Origin of the sequence: Oceaniferula flava (assembly GCF_016811075.1) — a bacterium.
Classification (GTDB): domain Bacteria; phylum Verrucomicrobiota; class Verrucomicrobiia; order Verrucomicrobiales; family Akkermansiaceae; genus Oceaniferula; species Oceaniferula flava.
Genome location: NZ_JAFBGL010000009.1, coordinates 67,629 through 85,700, shown reverse-complemented (window position 1 = coordinate 85,700; position 18,072 = coordinate 67,629). Strand labels below are relative to the sequence as shown.

General features: G+C 57.0%; 14 protein-coding genes. All 14 read right to left on the bottom strand.

The genetic code is table 11. From position 1 onward, the window contains the following. Positions 1–36: 36 nt before the first annotated feature. The 14 genes from JO972_RS13335 to JO972_RS13270 all read right to left on the bottom strand — a co-directional run bounded on the left by JO972_RS13335 (position 37) and on the right by JO972_RS13270 (position 17,827). Positions 37–1,881: an acyl-CoA dehydrogenase family protein gene (locus tag JO972_RS13335; RefSeq protein ID WP_309490562.1), complete on the bottom strand. Its 1,845-nt coding sequence runs from the start codon at positions 1,879–1,881 to the stop codon at positions 37–39. A gap of 15 nt (positions 1,882–1,896) precedes the next feature. Next, the gene (locus tag JO972_RS13330; protein ID WP_309490561.1) at positions 1,897–3,894 is read right to left on the bottom strand and encodes a 3-hydroxyacyl-CoA dehydrogenase NAD-binding domain-containing protein; all 1,998 of its coding nucleotides are present in this window, start codon (positions 3,892–3,894) and stop codon (positions 1,897–1,899) included. A gap of 12 nt (positions 3,895–3,906) precedes the next feature. Next, the gene (locus tag JO972_RS13325) at positions 3,907–5,166 is read right to left on the bottom strand and encodes a thiolase family protein (RefSeq protein ID WP_309490560.1); all 1,260 of its coding nucleotides are present in this window, start codon (positions 5,164–5,166) and stop codon (positions 3,907–3,909) included. A gap of 20 nt (positions 5,167–5,186) precedes the next feature. Further along, the gene (locus JO972_RS13320) at positions 5,187–6,635 is read right to left on the bottom strand and encodes a phenylacetate--CoA ligase family protein (protein ID WP_309490559.1); all 1,449 of its coding nucleotides are present in this window, start codon (positions 6,633–6,635) and stop codon (positions 5,187–5,189) included. Continuing rightward, positions 6,604–7,647, bottom strand: a complete 1,044-nt coding sequence (locus JO972_RS13315; protein WP_309490558.1) for a patatin-like phospholipase family protein — start codon at positions 7,645–7,647, stop codon at positions 6,604–6,606. The genes JO972_RS13320 and JO972_RS13315 overlap by 32 nt, the downstream gene beginning before the upstream one ends. A 219-nt stretch (positions 7,648–7,866) precedes the next feature. After that, positions 7,867–9,171 carry a dGTP triphosphohydrolase gene (gene dgt / locus JO972_RS13310; RefSeq protein WP_309490671.1) on the bottom strand — a complete coding sequence of 435 codons (1,305 nt, stop codon included), beginning with the start codon at positions 9,169–9,171 and terminating at the stop codon, positions 7,867–7,869. Positions 9,172–9,202: 31 nt separating this feature from the next. Beyond that, the gene (locus JO972_RS13305; RefSeq protein WP_309490557.1) at positions 9,203–9,916 is read right to left on the bottom strand and encodes a DUF2238 domain-containing protein; all 714 of its coding nucleotides are present in this window, start codon (positions 9,914–9,916) and stop codon (positions 9,203–9,205) included. Between the two features lie 12 nt (positions 9,917–9,928). After that, positions 9,929–11,227, bottom strand: coding sequence for a DUF58 domain-containing protein (locus JO972_RS13300; protein WP_309490556.1), 1,299 nt, complete (start codon positions 11,225–11,227; stop codon positions 9,929–9,931). Between the two features lie 34 nt (positions 11,228–11,261). Beyond that, positions 11,262–12,302: an AAA family ATPase gene (locus tag JO972_RS13295; protein ID WP_309490555.1), complete on the bottom strand. Its 1,041-nt coding sequence runs from the start codon at positions 12,300–12,302 to the stop codon at positions 11,262–11,264. Between the two features lie 11 nt (positions 12,303–12,313). Further along, positions 12,314–13,525, bottom strand: a complete 1,212-nt coding sequence (locus JO972_RS13290) for a DUF4350 domain-containing protein (RefSeq protein ID WP_309490554.1) — start codon at positions 13,523–13,525, stop codon at positions 12,314–12,316. Continuing rightward, positions 13,522–15,027 carry a DUF4129 domain-containing protein gene (locus tag JO972_RS13285; RefSeq protein WP_309490553.1) on the bottom strand — a complete coding sequence of 502 codons (1,506 nt, stop codon included), beginning with the start codon at positions 15,025–15,027 and terminating at the stop codon, positions 13,522–13,524. Before JO972_RS13285 ends, JO972_RS13290 begins: the two co-directional genes overlap by 4 nt. Then, positions 15,017–16,045 carry a stage II sporulation protein M gene (locus tag JO972_RS13280; protein ID WP_309490552.1) on the bottom strand — a complete coding sequence of 343 codons (1,029 nt, stop codon included), beginning with the start codon at positions 16,043–16,045 and terminating at the stop codon, positions 15,017–15,019. Before JO972_RS13280 ends, JO972_RS13285 begins: the two co-directional genes overlap by 11 nt. A gap of 15 nt (positions 16,046–16,060) precedes the next feature. Continuing rightward, positions 16,061–16,804, bottom strand: a complete 744-nt coding sequence (locus JO972_RS13275; protein WP_309490551.1) for an RDD family protein — start codon at positions 16,802–16,804, stop codon at positions 16,061–16,063. Positions 16,805–17,038: 234 nt separating this feature from the next. Beyond that, positions 17,039–17,827 (bottom strand): PEP-CTERM sorting domain-containing protein, encoded by a 789-nt coding sequence (locus JO972_RS13270; protein ID WP_309490550.1) that lies wholly within the window; start codon positions 17,825–17,827, stop codon positions 17,039–17,041. Between the last annotated feature and the right edge of the window lie 245 nt (positions 17,828–18,072).

The window sequence follows — 18,072 nt, the reverse complement described above, 5'->3', positions numbered from 1 at the left end:
GATTGAGGCCAATCATCCCTACCGACCTGCGGTCTTTTAGTCTTCGTGCTGCATCAATTTCTGAGCGAGTTTGTAGCCTTCGGCGTCCGGGGCCTTGCCAGCTTCGGTGAACCAAGTAGCGATCCGACGACAGCCACGGCGACAGATGTAGTCCGACGTTTGCAGCGCATTATTTCCTAACACATCCTTCGCCTGACGCTTGATCTCAGCTTGTGCCCGAGAGCAGGCACAAGACATCGCGAAGAGCTCGGTGGCGATGTCGACGTAGCGACCTAACAGAAGCTGAAGTTTTTCCAATTTCGGGCCATTGAAAACCATCGCCATGAACAGACTCCGCGCCAACTTGGCACTGAGCCGGTTAATCGCACTCATGTGTTTTCGCAAGGTCGGGTGCATCTCATCAGGGATACCCGCTCCACGTGGCAGGAATCGAGCAGGATACCAAAAAGCGTAGTGCATGCCGGCTTTGGCACCGGCAGACAGCCGGTCACCCATCGGTAAGCGGGTATCGATGGCGGCAGCGCCGCGGCGCAGATGGGGGTCGAGCGCTTCACGGGCGATGAACAAGCGCATGATCTCGCTCGAGCCTTCGAAAATGGTATTGATTCGACAATCACGAAACATGCGCTCGACCGGATCAGGCGACTCCCCACGGGCGCGCAGAGAGTCGGCCGTTTCGTAACCACGGCCGGAACGAATCTGCATAGTTTCGTCCACCGTGTGCCAACCGGCTTCGGTTCCCCAGAGCTTGGCCATCGCGGCCTCGATGCGGATGTCGGCTTTTTTATCGGCATCCACCAAGGCAGAGACGTAGTAAACCATCGCCTCGGTGGCAAAGGCATCGGCCGCCATATCGGCTAGCTTGCCAGCGATGGCGGCGTGTTTGCCAATCGGTGCCCCCCACTGCTCGCGCTCGCGGCACCAGCGTAGGCAGATATCGATGCACTCGCGCATCAGACCGCTGCACGCGGCAGGAAGTGTTAGGCGACCCGTGTTCAGCGTCGTCAGCGCCACCTTCAAGCCCTTGCCTTCCTCATGCACCACATCCTCCTTCGGGATTCTAACATTGGTGAACTTCACTACCCCATTGTAGAGCGCCTTTAGCCCCATGAAGTGGCAGCGCCTAACAATTTTCACCCCTTCGGCTTCGGTATCGACTAAAAAAGCGGTGGTGGAATGTGGTTTCGCCTCGGTCGGCGTCTTGGCCATCACGATGATGTAGCGTGATTTCAGCAAGTTCGTGCACCACAGTTTCTCGCCGGTGAGCAGAAAATGCGATCCGTCCTCGCTCTTGGTGGCGGTGGTTTTCATCCGGGCGGGGTCAGACCCCACGCCGACCTCTGTGAGAGCAAAAGCGGACACACCACCGGCAGCGCAGTGCGGCAGGTATTTTTTCTTCTGCTCCTCGGTGCCAAAAACAATCAGCGGCTGAGGCACCCCGATGGACTGGTGCGCGGATAGGAGCGCGGTCATGTTGCCACACCAGGTTCCCAACAGCATCGCGGCACGCGAGTAATTCGTTTGCGAGAGCCCGAGACCGCCGTATTCCTTCGGGATTTTGATGCCGAATGACCCCAGCTCAGCGAGTCCCTTGAAGACTTCGTCGGGGATCTCACCTTCGCGATCGATCGCATCCGGGTCGGTATGATTTTTCAAATACGCATCCAGTTGGGCGATGAACTCGTCCCCCGCTTGCTGATCCTCCGGACTCTGTCGAGTGAAGGGAGTGATCTTGGAAAAATCCGGCACGCCCATGAACAAGCTGGAGGCAAAACCGGATGCCGCGCGGGTATCGCGCGACTCTTCCGCCATTTCCAGAGCGGCGCGCTGGCCCTCGGACATGCTTGAGGTATCGATGGTAGATTTGTATTCTTCGCTCATGGTTTTATATAGTTGTTAGGGGCTGGGTGATTGTTGGTAAAACTTGCGCTTGTGCAGATCGTTATCGTCACTGTAGCGCAGCGGACCACCACGGAAGGGTGCGAAACCGGTGCCCATGACCATGGCGAAATCGATATCCTCGGGCGCCGAGGCGACACCTTCGTCCAGGCAGAGAATGGCTTCATCCGTCATCATGCCGGCCAGCTTTGCGGCAATGTCCTCAGGCGCTTCATGCCCAGTTCGCATGGCTAACACCTCTGGGTTCGGCACTAGCTCGCCACTGCCCTGATAGAGATAGAACCCTTGCCCCGTTTTCTTACCCAAGAACCCTTGCTCAACCATCTCAGTGAGGATCTCCGGCACCTTCATGCGATCTGGAAAGGCGGCGGCCAAGGTTTTGGCGACGTGGATCCCGACATCGAGTCCAACCTCATCCAGCAGCCTGATCGGCCCCATGGGCATGCCAAAATCGAGCATCGCCCGATCGATCTCCCGGGGGTCGCCGCCTCGGGAGAACATCTCCCCTGCCTCCACCAGATACGGCAGTAAAATCCGATTCACCAGGAAGCCAGGTCGATCTTTCACCACCACCGGCAGCTTGCCAATTTTCTGCACAAAAGCCACGGCGGTTGCCAGCGTCTCCGGAGAGGTGCTTTCCGTTTGCACCACCTCGACCAGTTTCATGCGATGCACCGGGTTGAAAAAGTGCAGCCCCACGAGTCGTTCCGGGTGGCTGATGACAGGAGCCAGCTCATGGATCGGCAGGGCCGAGGTGTTGGTGGCTAAGATCGTCTTTGCACTCGTGCGCTCACTGAGATCCGCGAAGATCTTCTTTTTAATCTCCAGATTCTCCGAAGCGGCCTCGATCACCATATCGCAGAGCTGCAGTGGCACACGATTGGCCGAGGCATGAATGAGGTCGAAACCACGGACGGCCTCCACCTTGGACATCACCCGTTTTTTCACCGACCCCTGATAGAGCTTTTCAATGCCAGCCAGACCTTTGGCGATGGCTTCGTCGTTGATATCTTGGAGAATGACCTTCTTGCCACGGGTGCTCAGCCAGTAAGCAATGCCAGAGCCCATGACGCCGGCGCCAATGGTCGCCACGGTCTCGACCGGTGCTGGACCAACATCGTTAGGCTTGAGTTTTTTGAAGCGTTCATTGAGGAAAAACAAACCGATCAGCCGCTTGGTCTGCGGGAGTTCGGCCAGCTCCAAGAAGGCCGCGCGCTCATTCCCCAAGCTGTCGTGATGACTGCAGTTCACCGCCCCAGAGACGACCTCCAAGGCCTTCAGCGCGGCGGGATACAGTCCGCGCGTTTTCTTCATCACATTGGCCTCGGCCTTCTTCCGAATCATCGAAACGCTGAGGCGGTTGTGCAGCATGGAGTGGGAATCGTATTTCCGTTTCCCTCGTTGCAGAAATGTTTTGGCGTAATCTTTGAGGTCCTCGGGTGGACAGACAGCATCAGCCAGCCCCTTGTGTTTGGCGGCACCGGCTTTGAGCAGTTTACCGGCAAGGATCAGGCCGAGAGCGTCAGGTAGCCCGATCATGTTCGGGAGCCGGGTCGAGCCACCCCAAGCCGGTAAAATCCCCAACTGCGTCTCCGGCAGACCTATCCGGGTGGCGGACGCATCCGAGAGCACGCGCCAATCGCAGGCTAAGGCCAGCTCACAGCCACCTCCGGCGCAGGCACCGTGAATCGCCGCGACGGTGGTGATTTTCAGCGCCGCCAGACGATCAAACACACGCTGCCCCAGCTCCAACAACTGCGCCAACTCATCCTTCGGGGCACTGAATAAGGTCTTGATGTCCGCTCCGGCAATAAAGATGGATCGTTTGGCCGAGTTGATGAGCAAGCCCTGCAATGCCGAGTCTTGCTCGATCGTGGCAATGTGGTCATCGAGTTCTAACAACACATCACGATCAAAAATATTCGCACCACTGTTCTCCCGGTCGAAAGTGAGAATGGCGATATGGTCTTCGGTGGATCTTTTTATGTTAGCCATGATGGTGAGTGGTTAATTGGTTTCCAACCAGAGTGCAGCCCCCTGCCCTCCGCCGACGCAGAGAGATGTCAGAGCGCGCTTGCCTCCGTTTTTCTGAAGTTGATGCAAGGCGGTGTAGACCAGACGCGATCCGGTCGCCCCGACCGGATGTCCCAAGGCAATGGCGCCACCGTGCGGGTTGAGCTTTTCCGCCGGGATCTCACCGAGGGGATTTTCCAGGCCTGCACGTGACGCATAGCCGGGGTCTGACAGTGCCTTGCAGCAGGCTAACACCTGGGCCGCGAAGGCCTCGTTGATCTCAATCGTATCGGCATCCCCCAGGCTCAATCCGGTGAGGCGGTTAGCCTCGGCAATGGCTTTGACGGGCCCAAGACCCATGCGTTTCGGATCGCAGCCGGTGTAAGCGTATCCTGTGAGTCGACCCAGCGGCTCGATTCCCAACTCCGCCGCCTTTTCATCCGTCGCCACTAACATCATCACGGCGCCATCGGTGATCTGCGATGAATTTCCGGCAGTGACCGTGCCGGTGGTGCGATTAAACACCGGCTTCAGCTTGGCCAATTTCTCCACCGAGCTGTCATCGCGGATGCCATCATCGGTATCGACCACTTGGCCGCGGATATGGGCGGGTGAGATTTCCTCATTTAAAAACTCTCGCCCGGCAGATGCTTTGTGTTGGGACGCAACGGCGAAGGCATCCTGCTCCTCCCGGCTGATGTTGAATTCACGCGCCAGCAGCTCGGCGGTCTCCCCCATGTTCAGTCCGGAAACCGGATCGCTGAGGCCCAGTTTTAATCCGATCACCGGTGAGAAATCCGCAGGCCGAAACGAAGTGAAGACACCGAGTCGCTGGTCGAAGGTCTTGGCCTTCGAGAGCCGGGTGAACTTTTGCACCGCCGACTTGCGGTAGAGCAGAGGCACGTTGCTCATGCTATCGACGCCACCGACCAGATAAAGCCCCCCTCTGCCAGCGGCAATGCGTTCGGCCGCCGTCGTGATGGACTCCATCCCCGAGGCGCAATTTCGGTGCACGGTGACCGCGGGCACGGCCATGGGGACTCCGGATTTCAGCGCGATCACTCGGGCGATGTTGGCAGCGTCCACCGGCTGACACACGCAGCCGATGATCACCTCGTCCAATGTGGCGGGGTCAATGCCGATCTCGGTGAGTAGAGCGGACGCTGCGTGTCGACCCAGCTCCGCGGCGCTCAGGGCAGAGAGGCTGGATCCCATGCGAGTGAACGGGGTGCGGGTGGCGGCTAAGATTTGCATGATGTCATGGGTTCGGGTGATTATTTCGGGCGATTATCGATGACTTTCTTCTCCTTCAGCTCCTTACCGACCCCCTGCATTTTGCGCATGGTTTTCCAATCGTAGAAACGGATGTCGTTCGGGCTCAGTTCGGTGGCATTCTTGAGTTTTTGCCGGATGTTTTCCGCCAGGGTGGCCTGCTTGCAGTCCATTGGCACCGCGTGGATAATGATTTCATCGAGATCTAACGGATCATCATTCTCCTTACGCAGCTCCAACTGCCAGGCACCCAGGCCTTCGGTATCGTCGAGCAGGTTTTCCAGCTGATTGAAATCGACCAAGGTGCCTTTCAGCTTGCCGATATTCAGTCGGTGGATATCCGAGACTCGGGAAATTTTTCCCACCAAGCGCGGGCAGGTGCGACCACAGATCGGACAGAGGTCGCGCACGATGCCGCCCTCGATCAGGTCGCCGGTGCGGTAGCGCAGCACGATCGAGCCACGACTCTGCAGTGGCGTGTAGACAATCTCACCGGGGTGACCGTCAGGCACCCGTTCGCCCGTGTTGGGGTCGACCACTTCGATGATGCTCAGGTCGGGATAGAGATGGAAACCGGCCGACTCCTCACCTTCGGCTGCGGCGCATTCCGCCCAGGCCATCTTGGCTTCGGTGAACGCGTAGGTGGAGAGAATATCCACCTTGTCCGCACCGAGTTCCGCGCAGAAAGTGCGCAGCTTGCGGCGCATGCCCTCGGGGACTTTTTCGCCACCTAACACCAGGCGTTTCAAGTTCGGCCAGCGCTGCTTCCCCTCGGCGGCTTTTTGCAGCAAGTGATACAAAAACGTCGGCATCGCGATGATGGCGTCGGGTTGGATTTTGGCAATCACCTCCACATTGCCGGAGGTCCCCATCACCTTACCGCCTCCGGTGGAGAGGGTGAATTTATTATCTCCGGTGCCAGCGTAGTGTGCCTGCCAGAAAGCCAGGTGGGGAGCAAAGGGAAAGGCGTTGACGATTTTAAAATCCGGCGTGGCGCCACACATTTCCATCAGCCGACGTCCGCTCTCTTCGAGAATGGCGATGTCTTGTTGGGTGTAAAGGAAGGGCACGGGCGCGGAAGATCGACCGGTGGTGCTGGTCATGAAAATGGGACGCAGTTCGTCCTCGAGCACCTTTTTCACCCCACGAGGACCGTGACGCAGCATTTTGAGAAAGGTGCCCGACTGTCTTTGCAGCACCTCTTTTTCCGGCACGATGACAAAGTCCTTGGTCTCGCCGAGGTCGCGCTTGAAGGTGAACGGCAGTCGCACCAGATCATCGGTGGACTGGATCGATGCCGGGTCGATCCCCTCGCGCTCAAACATCTCGCGGTAATATTTGGAAAACGGGGCAACGCGGGTGGTGATCAGTTTTTGCAGGAGCTTCGACTGATGACGTTCGACCTCTTCCGGGGAGGCCTTATCCCACCAATTTTTGAACTTTAGATTCATGTTGAGAAGTTTCTGGTTGGTAGTTTTCGATGAGCTCGCGGATGGTGTGGAGCTGGGCTTCTGCGGCGTGTCGGCCGACTTCGATGAAATGTTCAAAGTTATGATAATCGTGCCAGCGACTCTCCTGGTGGGTGTGGGCATGCATCACGACGTCCGCATTCTTGCAGGCATCGTGGGCGATCCGGATCTGGCCGATGCGGATGCTGCGTCGCAGGGTGTCGATGGTGTTCCCCTCGGCGGTAAGACTGATACTCCCGGTGATGGTCTTGGCCATGCGCCCCCACAGGCTGCTAGAGATCTCCTGCTGAATTTCCGCGTCCTCACTTTCGCGTTTGTGGTTCAGTTGGGTGAAATCAGGCAGGGTGCTCACCGCGATGACGAGATCGACGTCGCAAAATTTCCGCATAGAGGACACCGGCACCGGCTCGACCACACCGCCATCGGTGCAGCGTTTTCCATCCACGGTGACCGGAACCACCACGCCGGGCATGGCGCAGCTGGCATGCACCGCATCAAGAACGGAACCGTGGCGGAAGACAATGCGTTCGTAGCTATCGAGGTCGGCGGCCACGATGATGAGCTGTTTCTGTAGCTGATCAAACGACACATCCCCGATGCTTGCCCCCAGATGATCTCTGGCTTTCTCCCCTTTCAGAAAGCCCTTGAGAAAGGGCGGTGCTGGGTCGGCCAGCTGCTTGAGCACGGTGCGGTCCTGCATTTCGGCAGCGAGCTTGAACAGCTGCGCGCCATCGCAGCCTGCGGCCCATAGAGCGCCGACATAGGCCCCCATGCTCGAGCCAGCAACGGCGTGCACCTCAATCCCGTTCTCCTCTAACACCTGGATCACTCCGACGTGGGCCAAGCTTTTGGCACCTCCAGATGAGAGAGCAATGCCAATACGAGGAGGCCGAGTCTCGATGGTGGGCTCGATGAGACTAAACTGCTTAACCTTCTCCCAAGCATTTTTCAAAAACCGCACTCCCTCGGCTCGCACCACATGGGGTGCGGGCATGCTTCGGGTAGCTTTGAAAATCTGGTTCATTGTCTGCGGGGATGAAAGATCCACAGACGCACTGTCCAACTAGTGCATTGTACATCTCTCACATTGCACCATAACACCGAACCCAGTAATAATCAATACATTACGAAATCAACGTTAGATCTACCCACGCAATGTATCGCCCACCAGTGCTCTTTATCACTGGTGAATACTAACAACTAACCACCATCCCTAACCGACTAGATCGCCGATCGAGCCGAAGTCGGGAATGAACAGGCGCTTGTACAAACGCACCGCCGAGCTATCAGTCATGCCGGCCAGAAAATCGCACACCAAGCGGGCGCGTTCGTTGACGTCGTCCTGGGCTTCAATTTCCTCGGCATCATCTTTGGGGAGGATTTGAAAATTTTGACCGCCGATGCTTAGGCCGTCGATGTAGCGCGTTTTCAGCACCTCCCAGAGTCGTTCTAACATGAAGTTCCCCTTGTGCTCCAGTTGCTTCAGTTCCGGCGAGAGGAAGACGACCTGAAATGCCAGCTTCTTGAACACCTCGGACTCCGCGCGAATATCTGCATCGACCTCCAGTCGATAGCGATAGCGGTTGGTCAAGGCGCTCATGCAGTTCGTGTCCTCGACCAGGCGGGCCGACTGAATGTATTTCCCAATTCTTTTCCCAGCAAACGGTTCCACTCGGTTGCCGCGAATCGCCTTGATCAAATCCCCCAGCGGCGATCCCTCACCGCAGGAGTTTCCGGTTTTTTCCGCCCATTGTTCGATGCGGTGGATCGACAAAAAGCCGGCCCTGACACTATCGGCAAGGTCGTTGAGCGAATAGGCGGTGTCGTCAGCCCAGTCCATCACCTGGCACTCGATCGACTTGAACTTGTCGCGCTCGTCCCCCGGTGTGTATTCCACCGGGAAATCATTGCCGCCGATGGCCCAATCGAGATACGCCGCCTGGCTGTCGTAGATAAAGTGGTTTTCGGGTGCCTCGCCCTGCTTGTTCAACTCACTCCACAGGGTTTTGTATTTCAGCACGCCATCGAGAAAGGCGCGGGTTGGATCCATGCCGCTTCGTTTGACGGAAAAGATGCGCTCGGTGAGCAGTCGGAGCGTCTGCGCGTTGCCCTCGAAGCCGCCGTAATCCTTCATCAGGAAATTGAGGCTCCGCTCGCCGGCGTGGCCGAAGGGTGGATGCCCGAGATCGTGCGACAGGCAGATCACCTCGACCAACTCGGGGTCAATGAAGTGGTCGTCGCGCAGCAGTTCGGAGTCTTGTTTCAGCCAGTGGCAGATCGATCGACCAATCTGCGCCACTTCCAGCGAGTGGGTCAGGCGGGTGCGGTAGAAATCATACTCGCCACTCCAGAACACCTGGGTCTTGCTCTGCATCCGACGAAATGCAGGCGTATGCAGCACCCGATCGCGGTCCATTTGAAAAGGCGTGCGAAAGTCGCCACTTGCTTCCCAGTTAGAAAGCCGTTCGTGGTCGAATGCGTTGTAAAAGCTGTTCATTTCCGCCCGCAGTCTGAACATCACGAGCCCATCGCGCAACACCGATATCCGGCTAATCCCCACGCCGCGAGTTGCGGCCGGAGCGCAGTCCTCGGTAGGATTTTTTCATCTGCTTGCGCTCCCTCAGCCGCTTGATTTCATCGCGGATCACACGACGAGGTGGGTTGAGCTCCAGAAACGATTCCCAAACGCGCCCCACCACATTGTGTGCGCCGCTTCGGAGGTAAATGTAGATGAAAATATTCAGCACCAGCGCGGAGCTGCTCTCGAGGATGATATCGTGCATGGTATCATCAACCCCGCGCCCGACCTCGGTGCGCTGCATGTTGCCGCCCGTGAGGATGTCGTAGCTGTATTCATAGATCTCCCAGATAGCACCGAAGGTGACCGAGAAGCAGAAGGAAAACATGCAGATGATCAGGACATCATTCTCCACGCCCCGCTTGTAGGAAAGGTATTGGATGAAAAGGAAACCGATCAGCGCGAAGGCGCCGCCGTAAAAGGCGTGCAGCATGTCGTCCCACCAGCTGAATTTTTCATAGAAGTTGTAGTAGCTTCCGAGCACCAGCGAGCAGATGCAGAAAATCATGAAGGCCAAGGCCAGGCCCCGTGGCACCAGAATATCGAGCCGACGCTCAAAGGCGATCAGGCCGAGAAAACAGGCCGAGACAATCATCACCGGTGTGGATTTCACCAAAATCGCCACCACCAGCGCCGCCAGGGTGACGGTGAGTTTTGACCAGTGGAATGTCTTCAGTAAGTTCATGATGGAAGTGGCTTAAACCTGCTCGCGGGCATTGAGGTAGGCATTGGCCAGCGCGATCGGAAGCTCTTTGGCGAGGCTATCCACCGTGAAAATGCCGTGCTGCCTGAGCTCCCCGAGCACTCTCGCCCTCTCCTCAAGGTAAATGGCAGTTGCTCCCACCTCGAGGGCATCATCTAACACAGCGGCCGGGGTTTCCATGCGTCGAGTCACCGAGGCTTCACGTAGGTTGGCGAGAATGGTGACGTGGCGCCGGCGAATCATCCGCAATGGTTCGACCAGCTGGTGACCATCTTCACCGCGGATGTTGCTGAGCATCACCACCAAGGAGCGTCGACGCTGCCGGGTCAACAGGTGCTCCGCCGCTTCGGAAAAATCACTCGGTGAGGTAGAGGTTTCGTAATCGTAGAGGTGGTTTAAAATGGTGGTCATCGCCTGCACACCCTTGACCGGTGGCAGCCAGCGGTCGGAGCCACCGACACCGAGAATCCCAACATGATCTCCCTGCCGCAGTGCGGTGTATGCGAGGAGTAGCATGGCATTCAGGCAATGATCGAACTGGGGCACGCCGCCATCGAGGGCACGCATGCGCCTGCCACAGTCGACCGCTAAAATCACCGTCTGGTCGCGCTGTTCCTGGTAATCGCGAGTGATCAGAGAGAGTCGCTTCGAGCTGGCTTTCCAATCAATTTTCGAGAGTTGATCGCCTAATTGATAGTCGCGCAGTTGGTGGAATTCCCGACTCATTCCGGTGCGGTTTTTCTTCACGATCCCCATTTGCTCGGCGCGATTCGCCATGGCTAACAAGGCGTAGCGTAGCACCGGTTCATAGTTCGGATAGACTCGGGTAAATTGGTCCTGGCCGCTGCGACAGCTCCGTGTCCAAAACCCCAGCGGCGAGAACACGCGCAGATGCACGGGCGCAAACTGCTTGAGACCACGCTCGGCAATGGTCACTGGATACTTGATCTCCGTGTGGCCTCCGGCAGGGATTGTTCCAGTCCACGGCATTTCATCACTCAGCGCATCGCCGGGCAAGCCATCGTAGCAGCGGACTTTGAGCGCGAGATTCCCCGGATTGTGCAGCTTCATGGGGACCAACTGTTCGATGCCAATGGCAAAGCGGCCGGGCAGTGAGCGGTCGACCGAAGGCACCTTCTGCCAGCGTCCCCAGAGAGCATCCACCAGCAGAAACACCGCCGCTACCCCACCGCCCCAGAGCCAGAAAGGCACCAGCGGTGACCACAGGCTGGCACCAAATCCGAGCAAGGCCCAGAGGATGGCGAGGAGGATGACGCGTTGAGTCGGCTGCATATTTCGGTGATCGCTAGGCTTGGCCTGTCAGAGATTAGATGCGAGGTGCCTCGACGGAGTTGACGATGTTGGTGACCGCATCGTCGATATTCTGGCCACTAATGGCGAGCTCTGGTGCCAGCTGAACCCGGTGGCGCAGCACCGGCAGAGCCGCCGATTTAATATCATCGGGAGTGACAAAGTCGCGGTTGCTCATCAGCGCGTAGGCCTTGGCCACTTGCACAAGACTGATCGCCCCCCGCGTGCCGGCCCCCAGGCTAATCCCTTGGGCTTCGCGAGTGGCCCGACAGATGTTCACGGCGTAGCGCACCACCTCCGGCACGGCACGAATGGCCGCGCACTCGCGCTGTGCTTCGATGATATCGCTTTGGGCGCAGACCTGATCCACCGTCTTGGCATTCAGCCCTTGGCCCGATGCCACGGACGTTACCTGCCCCACCACGTGCTCCTCGCTCACCTGATCCGGGTAATCGATCACCACCTTCATCAGGAATCGGTCCAGCTGCGCTTCCGGCAGTGGATAGGTGCCTTCCTGCTCAATCGGGTTCTGAGTGGCCAAGGTCATGAAGGGAGCTTCCAGCTTGATGCTTTCGCCATCGATCGTCACCTGCTGTTCCTGCATCACCTCTAACAACGAAGCCTGGGTTTTAGCGGGGGCCCGGTTAATCTCATCGGCCAAGAGCAAGTTGGTGAACACCGGACCTCGGCGCATTTGAAAGGTCTGACTTTTCATATCGAACAAGGTGAAACCAGTCACATCCGTGGGCATCAGATCCGGAGTAAATTGGATCCGACCAAAATCTCCGCCGAAGCTGTGTGCCAGAGCCAGCACCAGGTGCGTTTTCCCCAGACCGGGTTTACCTTCTAACAAAACATGACCACCAGCCAGCAAGGCGGCCAGCACCTGATTCACCACGTGGTCCTGACCGAAGAATACCTTGCGCAGCTCACCATGGATTTGCTGCGTAAGCATCGCCGCACGCGATACGGAAGGAGCCGCTTGATAAGAAGCCTGAGGCTGCTGCGCCGGATCTTGGCCCGCGGGGTTCACTGAGGGTGGTTGATGGTCGTTCATGATGTCTTGGATTATTGGATGTGTTTGAGAATTTTCTGAAGATTGGTGGTCACGCGCACCATCACACTGGGCTCGTGGATGTGCTCGCGCGTCATCGCCTCGATCACCGATTCCACCGGAAGGCCTGAGGCCGTGGCGAGCTGTTCAAAGATCCCCTCGTGACTCATGCCGGGTTGCAGCGAGAGTTCGCGGTTCACATTGGAGCGCAGTGCACCGAGCAGGGTGTCGTCGCGCTTGTGATGCCAGAGAAAGCGACCAATGCCTCGCAACTGGTCAGAGAACTCGCGGGTATTGCCCTCGCCGATGTCCTGCTCCGGACCGTAGCGTGGCAGGTGCCGCCAAAGCCAGAACACCACGACGGCCAGCAAGCCTAACACTGCCATCTTGAAATGACGCCAGACCATGGCAAAAAATCCGTCGCCCTCACCTGAGGAAAAGACCACCTTCCCTTCGCGCGAGAGTTCCACGAGGGTGGCGAGGAACTCGGCGTGATCGGCGTAGGCCAGATAGCGGTTTCTCAGCGGTCGGGCATCGGTGAGCAAGGAGACCCGACCATTTCCGTAGAGCATACTCAGGAAGCGCAGCGCGTCATCGCCCTTTTTCGCCGAGGTTCCGAGGTATTCGCCCATGTATTGCGAATCGTAATCCAAGCCATTCCCCGTCCAATAGCGCAGCTCCATCTTGCCGTGGCCGAGGTCCACTTGGCTGATCGACGAGTCCAGCAGCACGCGATCTTTTTCGTCCATGGCTTCCCAGTCATCGATGTCCATCGAGCTGCCGGAAAACGACACCGCTTCCGGACCTTCATAGCCCACCTCGAGTTCGTCCAAAATGTAATCCACCCCAGCCGACGTTTCATCGCCGCCGAAGTTGAAGCTGGGAGTCATGCTGAAGTCGTTGCCGCCCATTTCACCACCTTCTAACATCAGGACGAGATGACCGCCTTCAGCCACCCAGTCGAGCAGACGTTTCGCGCGGCCGACGGTGTTGATGGAGGTCGGTGGCAGGAACAGGGTGCCAGTGTCCTCATCGAGTCGGCCCAGTCCGTGTTCCGATCCAGCGTCCTTGCCCTGCTCCGCGAGAAAGCGTTCGGCCGCGAGGAAGGGATTGGACTTGGCCTTCCCCTTGTATCCCACCGTGCGGCGCTTGATTTCCTTCTCACCGCAGGAGCTCAGTAGCAGGCACAGCGTGAGGCCTGCGAGAATCATTCTTAGTAATTTCACCGGGCACTCCTTCCTTTTTTCGAGTGATTCAGGGCATCGAAGGGCCACCGGTCGCAGAGTTCAATCATGCGATTGCCATCGGGCTCTTTTTGGCCGTAGGCAACGTCGATCCAGGTCGATGTTAGGGTTTTAAAATAGGGTCCGTATTCGGTGTTGTTGACCAGCTCGACGCGTCTCAAGCAGTCGCCTTCGGTATCGCTTTCCTCAATCGGCAGCGTCTCGCGATGGACCAGCCAGGCAATGGCACCCCGGTAAAGCAAGCTCAGCGCCAGGTGACTATCGCCATCGCGCCATGCGTCCCTCGCGGCGGCCACCACGTCGTCCGGCAAGGACTCGGGACGGACATCCATGCCCATCACCGCTTCGATTTTCGCCCGTCCTTCGCTCAGATTTCCGACCTTACCGCTGGCGTTGAAAACGTGTCGATTTCTAACAATCAGATAGATGATCCCCGCGATCACAGCTGCCAGGATCACGTAGAAAAGAATCGTTCCCAACATCCCCATGAAGCCCGGCATCCCGGAGCCGCCGAGGGCATCGGCCAGCCACTCGAAGAACGAGTTATCGTCACTGCCGTCATCCACCGGCACCTCAATTGTGCGGTGGTGGATGGTGAAATCTTCATCGGCCAGAACCTGCTCGGCACTCTCGCGGTATGGTGAGTTTTCGGCCTTGGCATTGGGCACGGCCATGGCCGTTGCGAAACCGACTAGCAACAGGGCGGCACCGGAACGGAGTTTCTGCAACCGCTGCCCCAAGCGCTTGAATGCCAGCTCGATGTCCCACCCTTCGGTTAGAGTTCGACTATTAATATACAGGGCAAAACCGGCACTGACGTAAAACGGCTCCATCACCATGTAGGCAAACATTTGCACTCCAGCAGCCAGCCAGAAAAAGCCGTCGGAAAACTCGGAAAGGTTATCGTGTTCGAAAAACTCACCCAGGCCTTCCATCCAGCGGGTGGCGATGTGGTCCGGCACCATCAGCATGACTAACATCACTAATCCAGCGGCGGTGACCATTTCCAAAATAATGCCTGCCAGTGTGGCCATAGTGGCGCCTTCACCACCGTTGCGCTCGAGCAAATTCACCCGCTGTCGGTAAGCGGCACCGCGTAAACCTTCAAGCTCAGCCACCGGCAGCGTGAGGTTGCGCGCAGGAGAAAATCGCCCCAGCACCAGCGCAAACCAGATCCGCCGGAACATCATCTTCGGCCAGGCCTTGACCACCTCGCGGACACTCGGGGCCGATCCGAAAAGCGCCCGACTCACCACCATCAGCGGCACTCGATCGTAAAGTGGCTTGAGCCACCAGATACACAAAATCAGCACGAAGGGATGATTTCGCAGCACCACCGCCAGCACCAGCCACAGTGGTAACACGGTGAACGCCCAGGCTTTCCAGATGTCTCCGATATGCTTGCGCGCCAATGAGCAACCGAGATCGATCGATTCCCACGGCGCCCGCGGCCGGATTTCTGCGGTGACATTCTCAAGCTGCACCCTGACCTCCCTCTATGCTTTTTTTACCAAAGACTGCGCTGGAGCTCTGTCGGGCACCACGCCCGGCCAAGGCCAGGTAGAGCACACAGACAAACCACAGCGCAATACCGACGCTGTATTTCAGCATCTCCGGCAGTGCTTGAGCCGACCAAAACCCTTCGATCGCCGCCGCCACAAAAGTCATCAGCGCGGCGCCGAGTATCAGAGGCAGCGATTTCTTCCCGGCATCCATCAGCGACTTGCGGCGGGTTTTGCGGCCCGGATGGAGCAAGCCCAGACCGATGCGCAGTCCGGCCATACCTGCGATCACCATGGCGATCAGCTCGAACGACGAGTGCCCGGCCACGAAGGTGTAAAAGGCCTTGGTGCTACATGCCGTGTGAATGTAAGCGATCACCGCACCAAAAAACACGCCATTGTAGATCAGGAAAAACAAACTCCCCAGACAGGCCAAGATTCCCCCGGCGTAAATTCGAAAATCAATCCCGATGTTATTCCAGATGTAGTGGCAGAACATCATGAAGTTCGACCCGTATTCATCGCGCAGGTTGGAAATTTGGTCGTCGCTGCTGCCATACATCATGTCCAGCTGCTGCATCATCTGCGGTCCTAACACGGCTTGAATCCATGAAAAATCCGGCCAGTAGAACCCCGCCAAGGCCACGCCTATCAGCGGCAGCACAAAGCTCAGCGTGGCCACGATGAGCAGACGCCACTCTTTCCTAACAGCCACGGGGAAATCCACCGCTACGAAGCGCAACAGCATCTCCCAGGTGCCTCCCGCTCTGCGATGAATCATCTTGTGACCACGGATCACCAGCTCATTGAGGTGCTCGTTCATCGGCATGCCATACATCCGGTGACGCGCCAGTGCCAAATCCGTGCAGATCTCACGGAACCGGGTCGGCAGCGTGGAGACATCGATCGATGGGTCGCGCTTCTTCTCCAGTCGACTCAGGGTCTGATCATACTCAGCCCAGCGTTCGGCATTTTTTTCTTCAAATTCTTTTCCCTGCATTCGATCGCCTTCCGCTTAATGTTTATCTCCCAACCACTGAGCCACGCCTAGCAGCTTGGTCATTCCCTTCTCTCCGCTCGCCCCGGTGAGTGCACTGGCGTGATTCGCCAGTTCCACCCGTCGGGCTTCCGACCACATACCGCCACGTTCTTTGAATCCTAAAATAGCCGCCTGTTCCTCACGCGTCAGCGGCGCACTGGGAGCCACACTGGTCATCGCCGGCGGCAGCGATGAGAGATGCAGCTTCGGCTGACGATCATAAACAACCACGGTATTAGCTAACAGATCGCCAAGGCGCTGAAATCGCTTGGTGAGTAGTGTGGTGAGCAAGCCGAATCCGTAGCTGAAGAACGGCATCCCGTCGGCAAAACGCAGCATGTTGCGAATAAATGCCTGCCCCCAGGAAATAGGCGCCCCCGAGGTATCCACCACCCGTAAGCCCATCGCTCTCTTCCCCGGTGATGCCCCCCGTTTCCCCGCTTCGAAGACGATGTAGTAGAAAAAGGTCAGGAAAAACATCAGCAGCATACTCAAGCCCTGAGCCACGGTGAACCCAATGATCATGCCGATAAACATGAGCAAAAGATAAGCCGCGATACAGATTCCGGCACGGATCAGCAAATCCAACAAATAAGCCAGAACCCGCACATAAGGCCCGGCGATACGCAGCTGAATCTCCACGCCCTCGGCAAGCTCGATGCTTTGCAGGGTGTCCAGTCGAGCCTTCGTGCGCCCGTTCGATCCGTTAGAAATACGCATGTGAAATTGCAGCCGTCATGCGAGCGAATCGACCTCATGGCATCGCTCGGCCGATTCACATTAGCTGCTGACTGTGACTGGTAAAGTGGAATCACCAGAATGCCGAAAATCCATCCAATTCGGCGACTCTTCTAGGCCATGAACCATCACAAAGCCCCCCCCCAACATAAAAGCAACCGCCCTGTCACCAGTGAGGCGACAGGGCGGACAATAAACAATGAAAACAAAAAATTGTTAGGCGCGCTTGCGGCGGAACAGCATGCCGAGGGCACCCAGTCCAAGCAGAGCGACAGAAGATGGCTCAGGAACTACCGCGCAGAAGTGCAGATGATCCACGGCACCACTCTCGATGTTGAAATCGATCGATTTGATATTGGTCAAGCCGAGGGAAGCAGCCGTGATGTCGGTGAATGAGTTACCGTAATGATTACCAAACTCAACGTTGCTGCCATTGACAATGAGGTCGTCAGCTCTCCAGATCACCTCAGCTCCGGAGGAATCCTTGAAAACAATGCTGACATCGCTGCGGCTGTTTTCTGGGGTGTCGTAGAGATTGAAACCCACATCAGTTACCTGCTCATTGGCAAATACCACACCGATCGTGCCTCCACGGGCCTCGTCGTCCGGATTATCGACCAAGCCGTCGCCGTTACGATCGATCACATTCTCAGCGATGATCAGAGCGTTCCCAAGACCGGTAACGCCTTGCAGGTTGCCTCCAATGAATGGATTTTCCAGATCAGTGTCGCGGGTTGAACTCACGTCTGTATCGAAAATCAGCAACTGATTGTGCTGGCCGTTAGAATCAACCGAAAAAGTAACGCCGGATGAGGCATATTCATCACCGGAGAAGAGCGTCCCGTGATCAAGACCTGCGGAAACTTCATCGAAAGAAACTTCAACGTAGATATGCTCAGAAGCACTTTGAGCTTGAGCGCTAAAAGGTAGCGCGACGAAGGGGATGGCGCTCGCAAGGGCTAGTAGCTTGCCAGCGCGTTGTGGAGTCGTTGTTTGGGTATTCATGTTTGGGAGGGGTGAATTACGACTTCACCTTAACGATTTCCCCTCCCTGTGAAGGCCTAAACTGGATGCTCACAAAGCCCTTAAATTGTTGCTCTTTTGAAAATACGCTTACATAAATATTAAATTAACATGTAACAAATAACATCAGTTAACTATGATATTTTGTGTAAACCTTTGATTTAGGGGGATTCGAGCCAATTCTTCAAGCCAATCAAAAAGCGCTTATAAACTAGGCATTCACAGAC

Coding starts and splice junctions, on each gene's coding strand:
- JO972_RS13295 (WP_309490555.1), bottom strand. CDS start 12,302: ATGAACGACCATCAACCACCCTCAGTGAACCCCGCGGGCCAAGATCCG.
- JO972_RS13330 (WP_309490561.1), bottom strand. CDS start 3,894: ATGGCTAACATAAAAAGATCCACCGAAGACCATATCGCCATTCTCACT.
- JO972_RS13305 (WP_309490557.1), bottom strand. CDS start 9,916: ATGAACTTACTGAAGACATTCCACTGGTCAAAACTCACCGTCACCCTG.
- JO972_RS13325 (WP_309490560.1), bottom strand. CDS start 5,166: ATGCAAATCTTAGCCGCCACCCGCACCCCGTTCACTCGCATGGGATCC.
- JO972_RS13300 (WP_309490556.1), bottom strand. CDS start 11,227: ATGCAGCCGACTCAACGCGTCATCCTCCTCGCCATCCTCTGGGCCTTG.
- JO972_RS13320 (WP_309490559.1), bottom strand. CDS start 6,635: ATGAATCTAAAGTTCAAAAATTGGTGGGATAAGGCCTCCCCGGAAGAG.
- JO972_RS13315 (WP_309490558.1), bottom strand. CDS start 7,647: ATGCCCGCACCCCATGTGGTGCGAGCCGAGGGAGTGCGGTTTTTGAAA.
- dgt (WP_309490671.1), bottom strand. CDS start 9,171: ATGTTCAGACTGCGGGCGGAAATGAACAGCTTTTACAACGCATTCGAC.
- JO972_RS13280 (WP_309490552.1), bottom strand. CDS start 16,045: ATGCAGGGAAAAGAATTTGAAGAAAAAAATGCCGAACGCTGGGCTGAG.
- JO972_RS13275 (WP_309490551.1), bottom strand. CDS start 16,804: ATGCGTATTTCTAACGGATCGAACGGGCGCACGAAGGCTCGACTGGAC.
- JO972_RS13270 (WP_309490550.1), bottom strand. CDS start 17,827: ATGAATACCCAAACAACGACTCCACAACGCGCTGGCAAGCTACTAGCC.
- JO972_RS13335 (WP_309490562.1), bottom strand. CDS start 1,881: ATGAGCGAAGAATACAAATCTACCATCGATACCTCAAGCATGTCCGAG.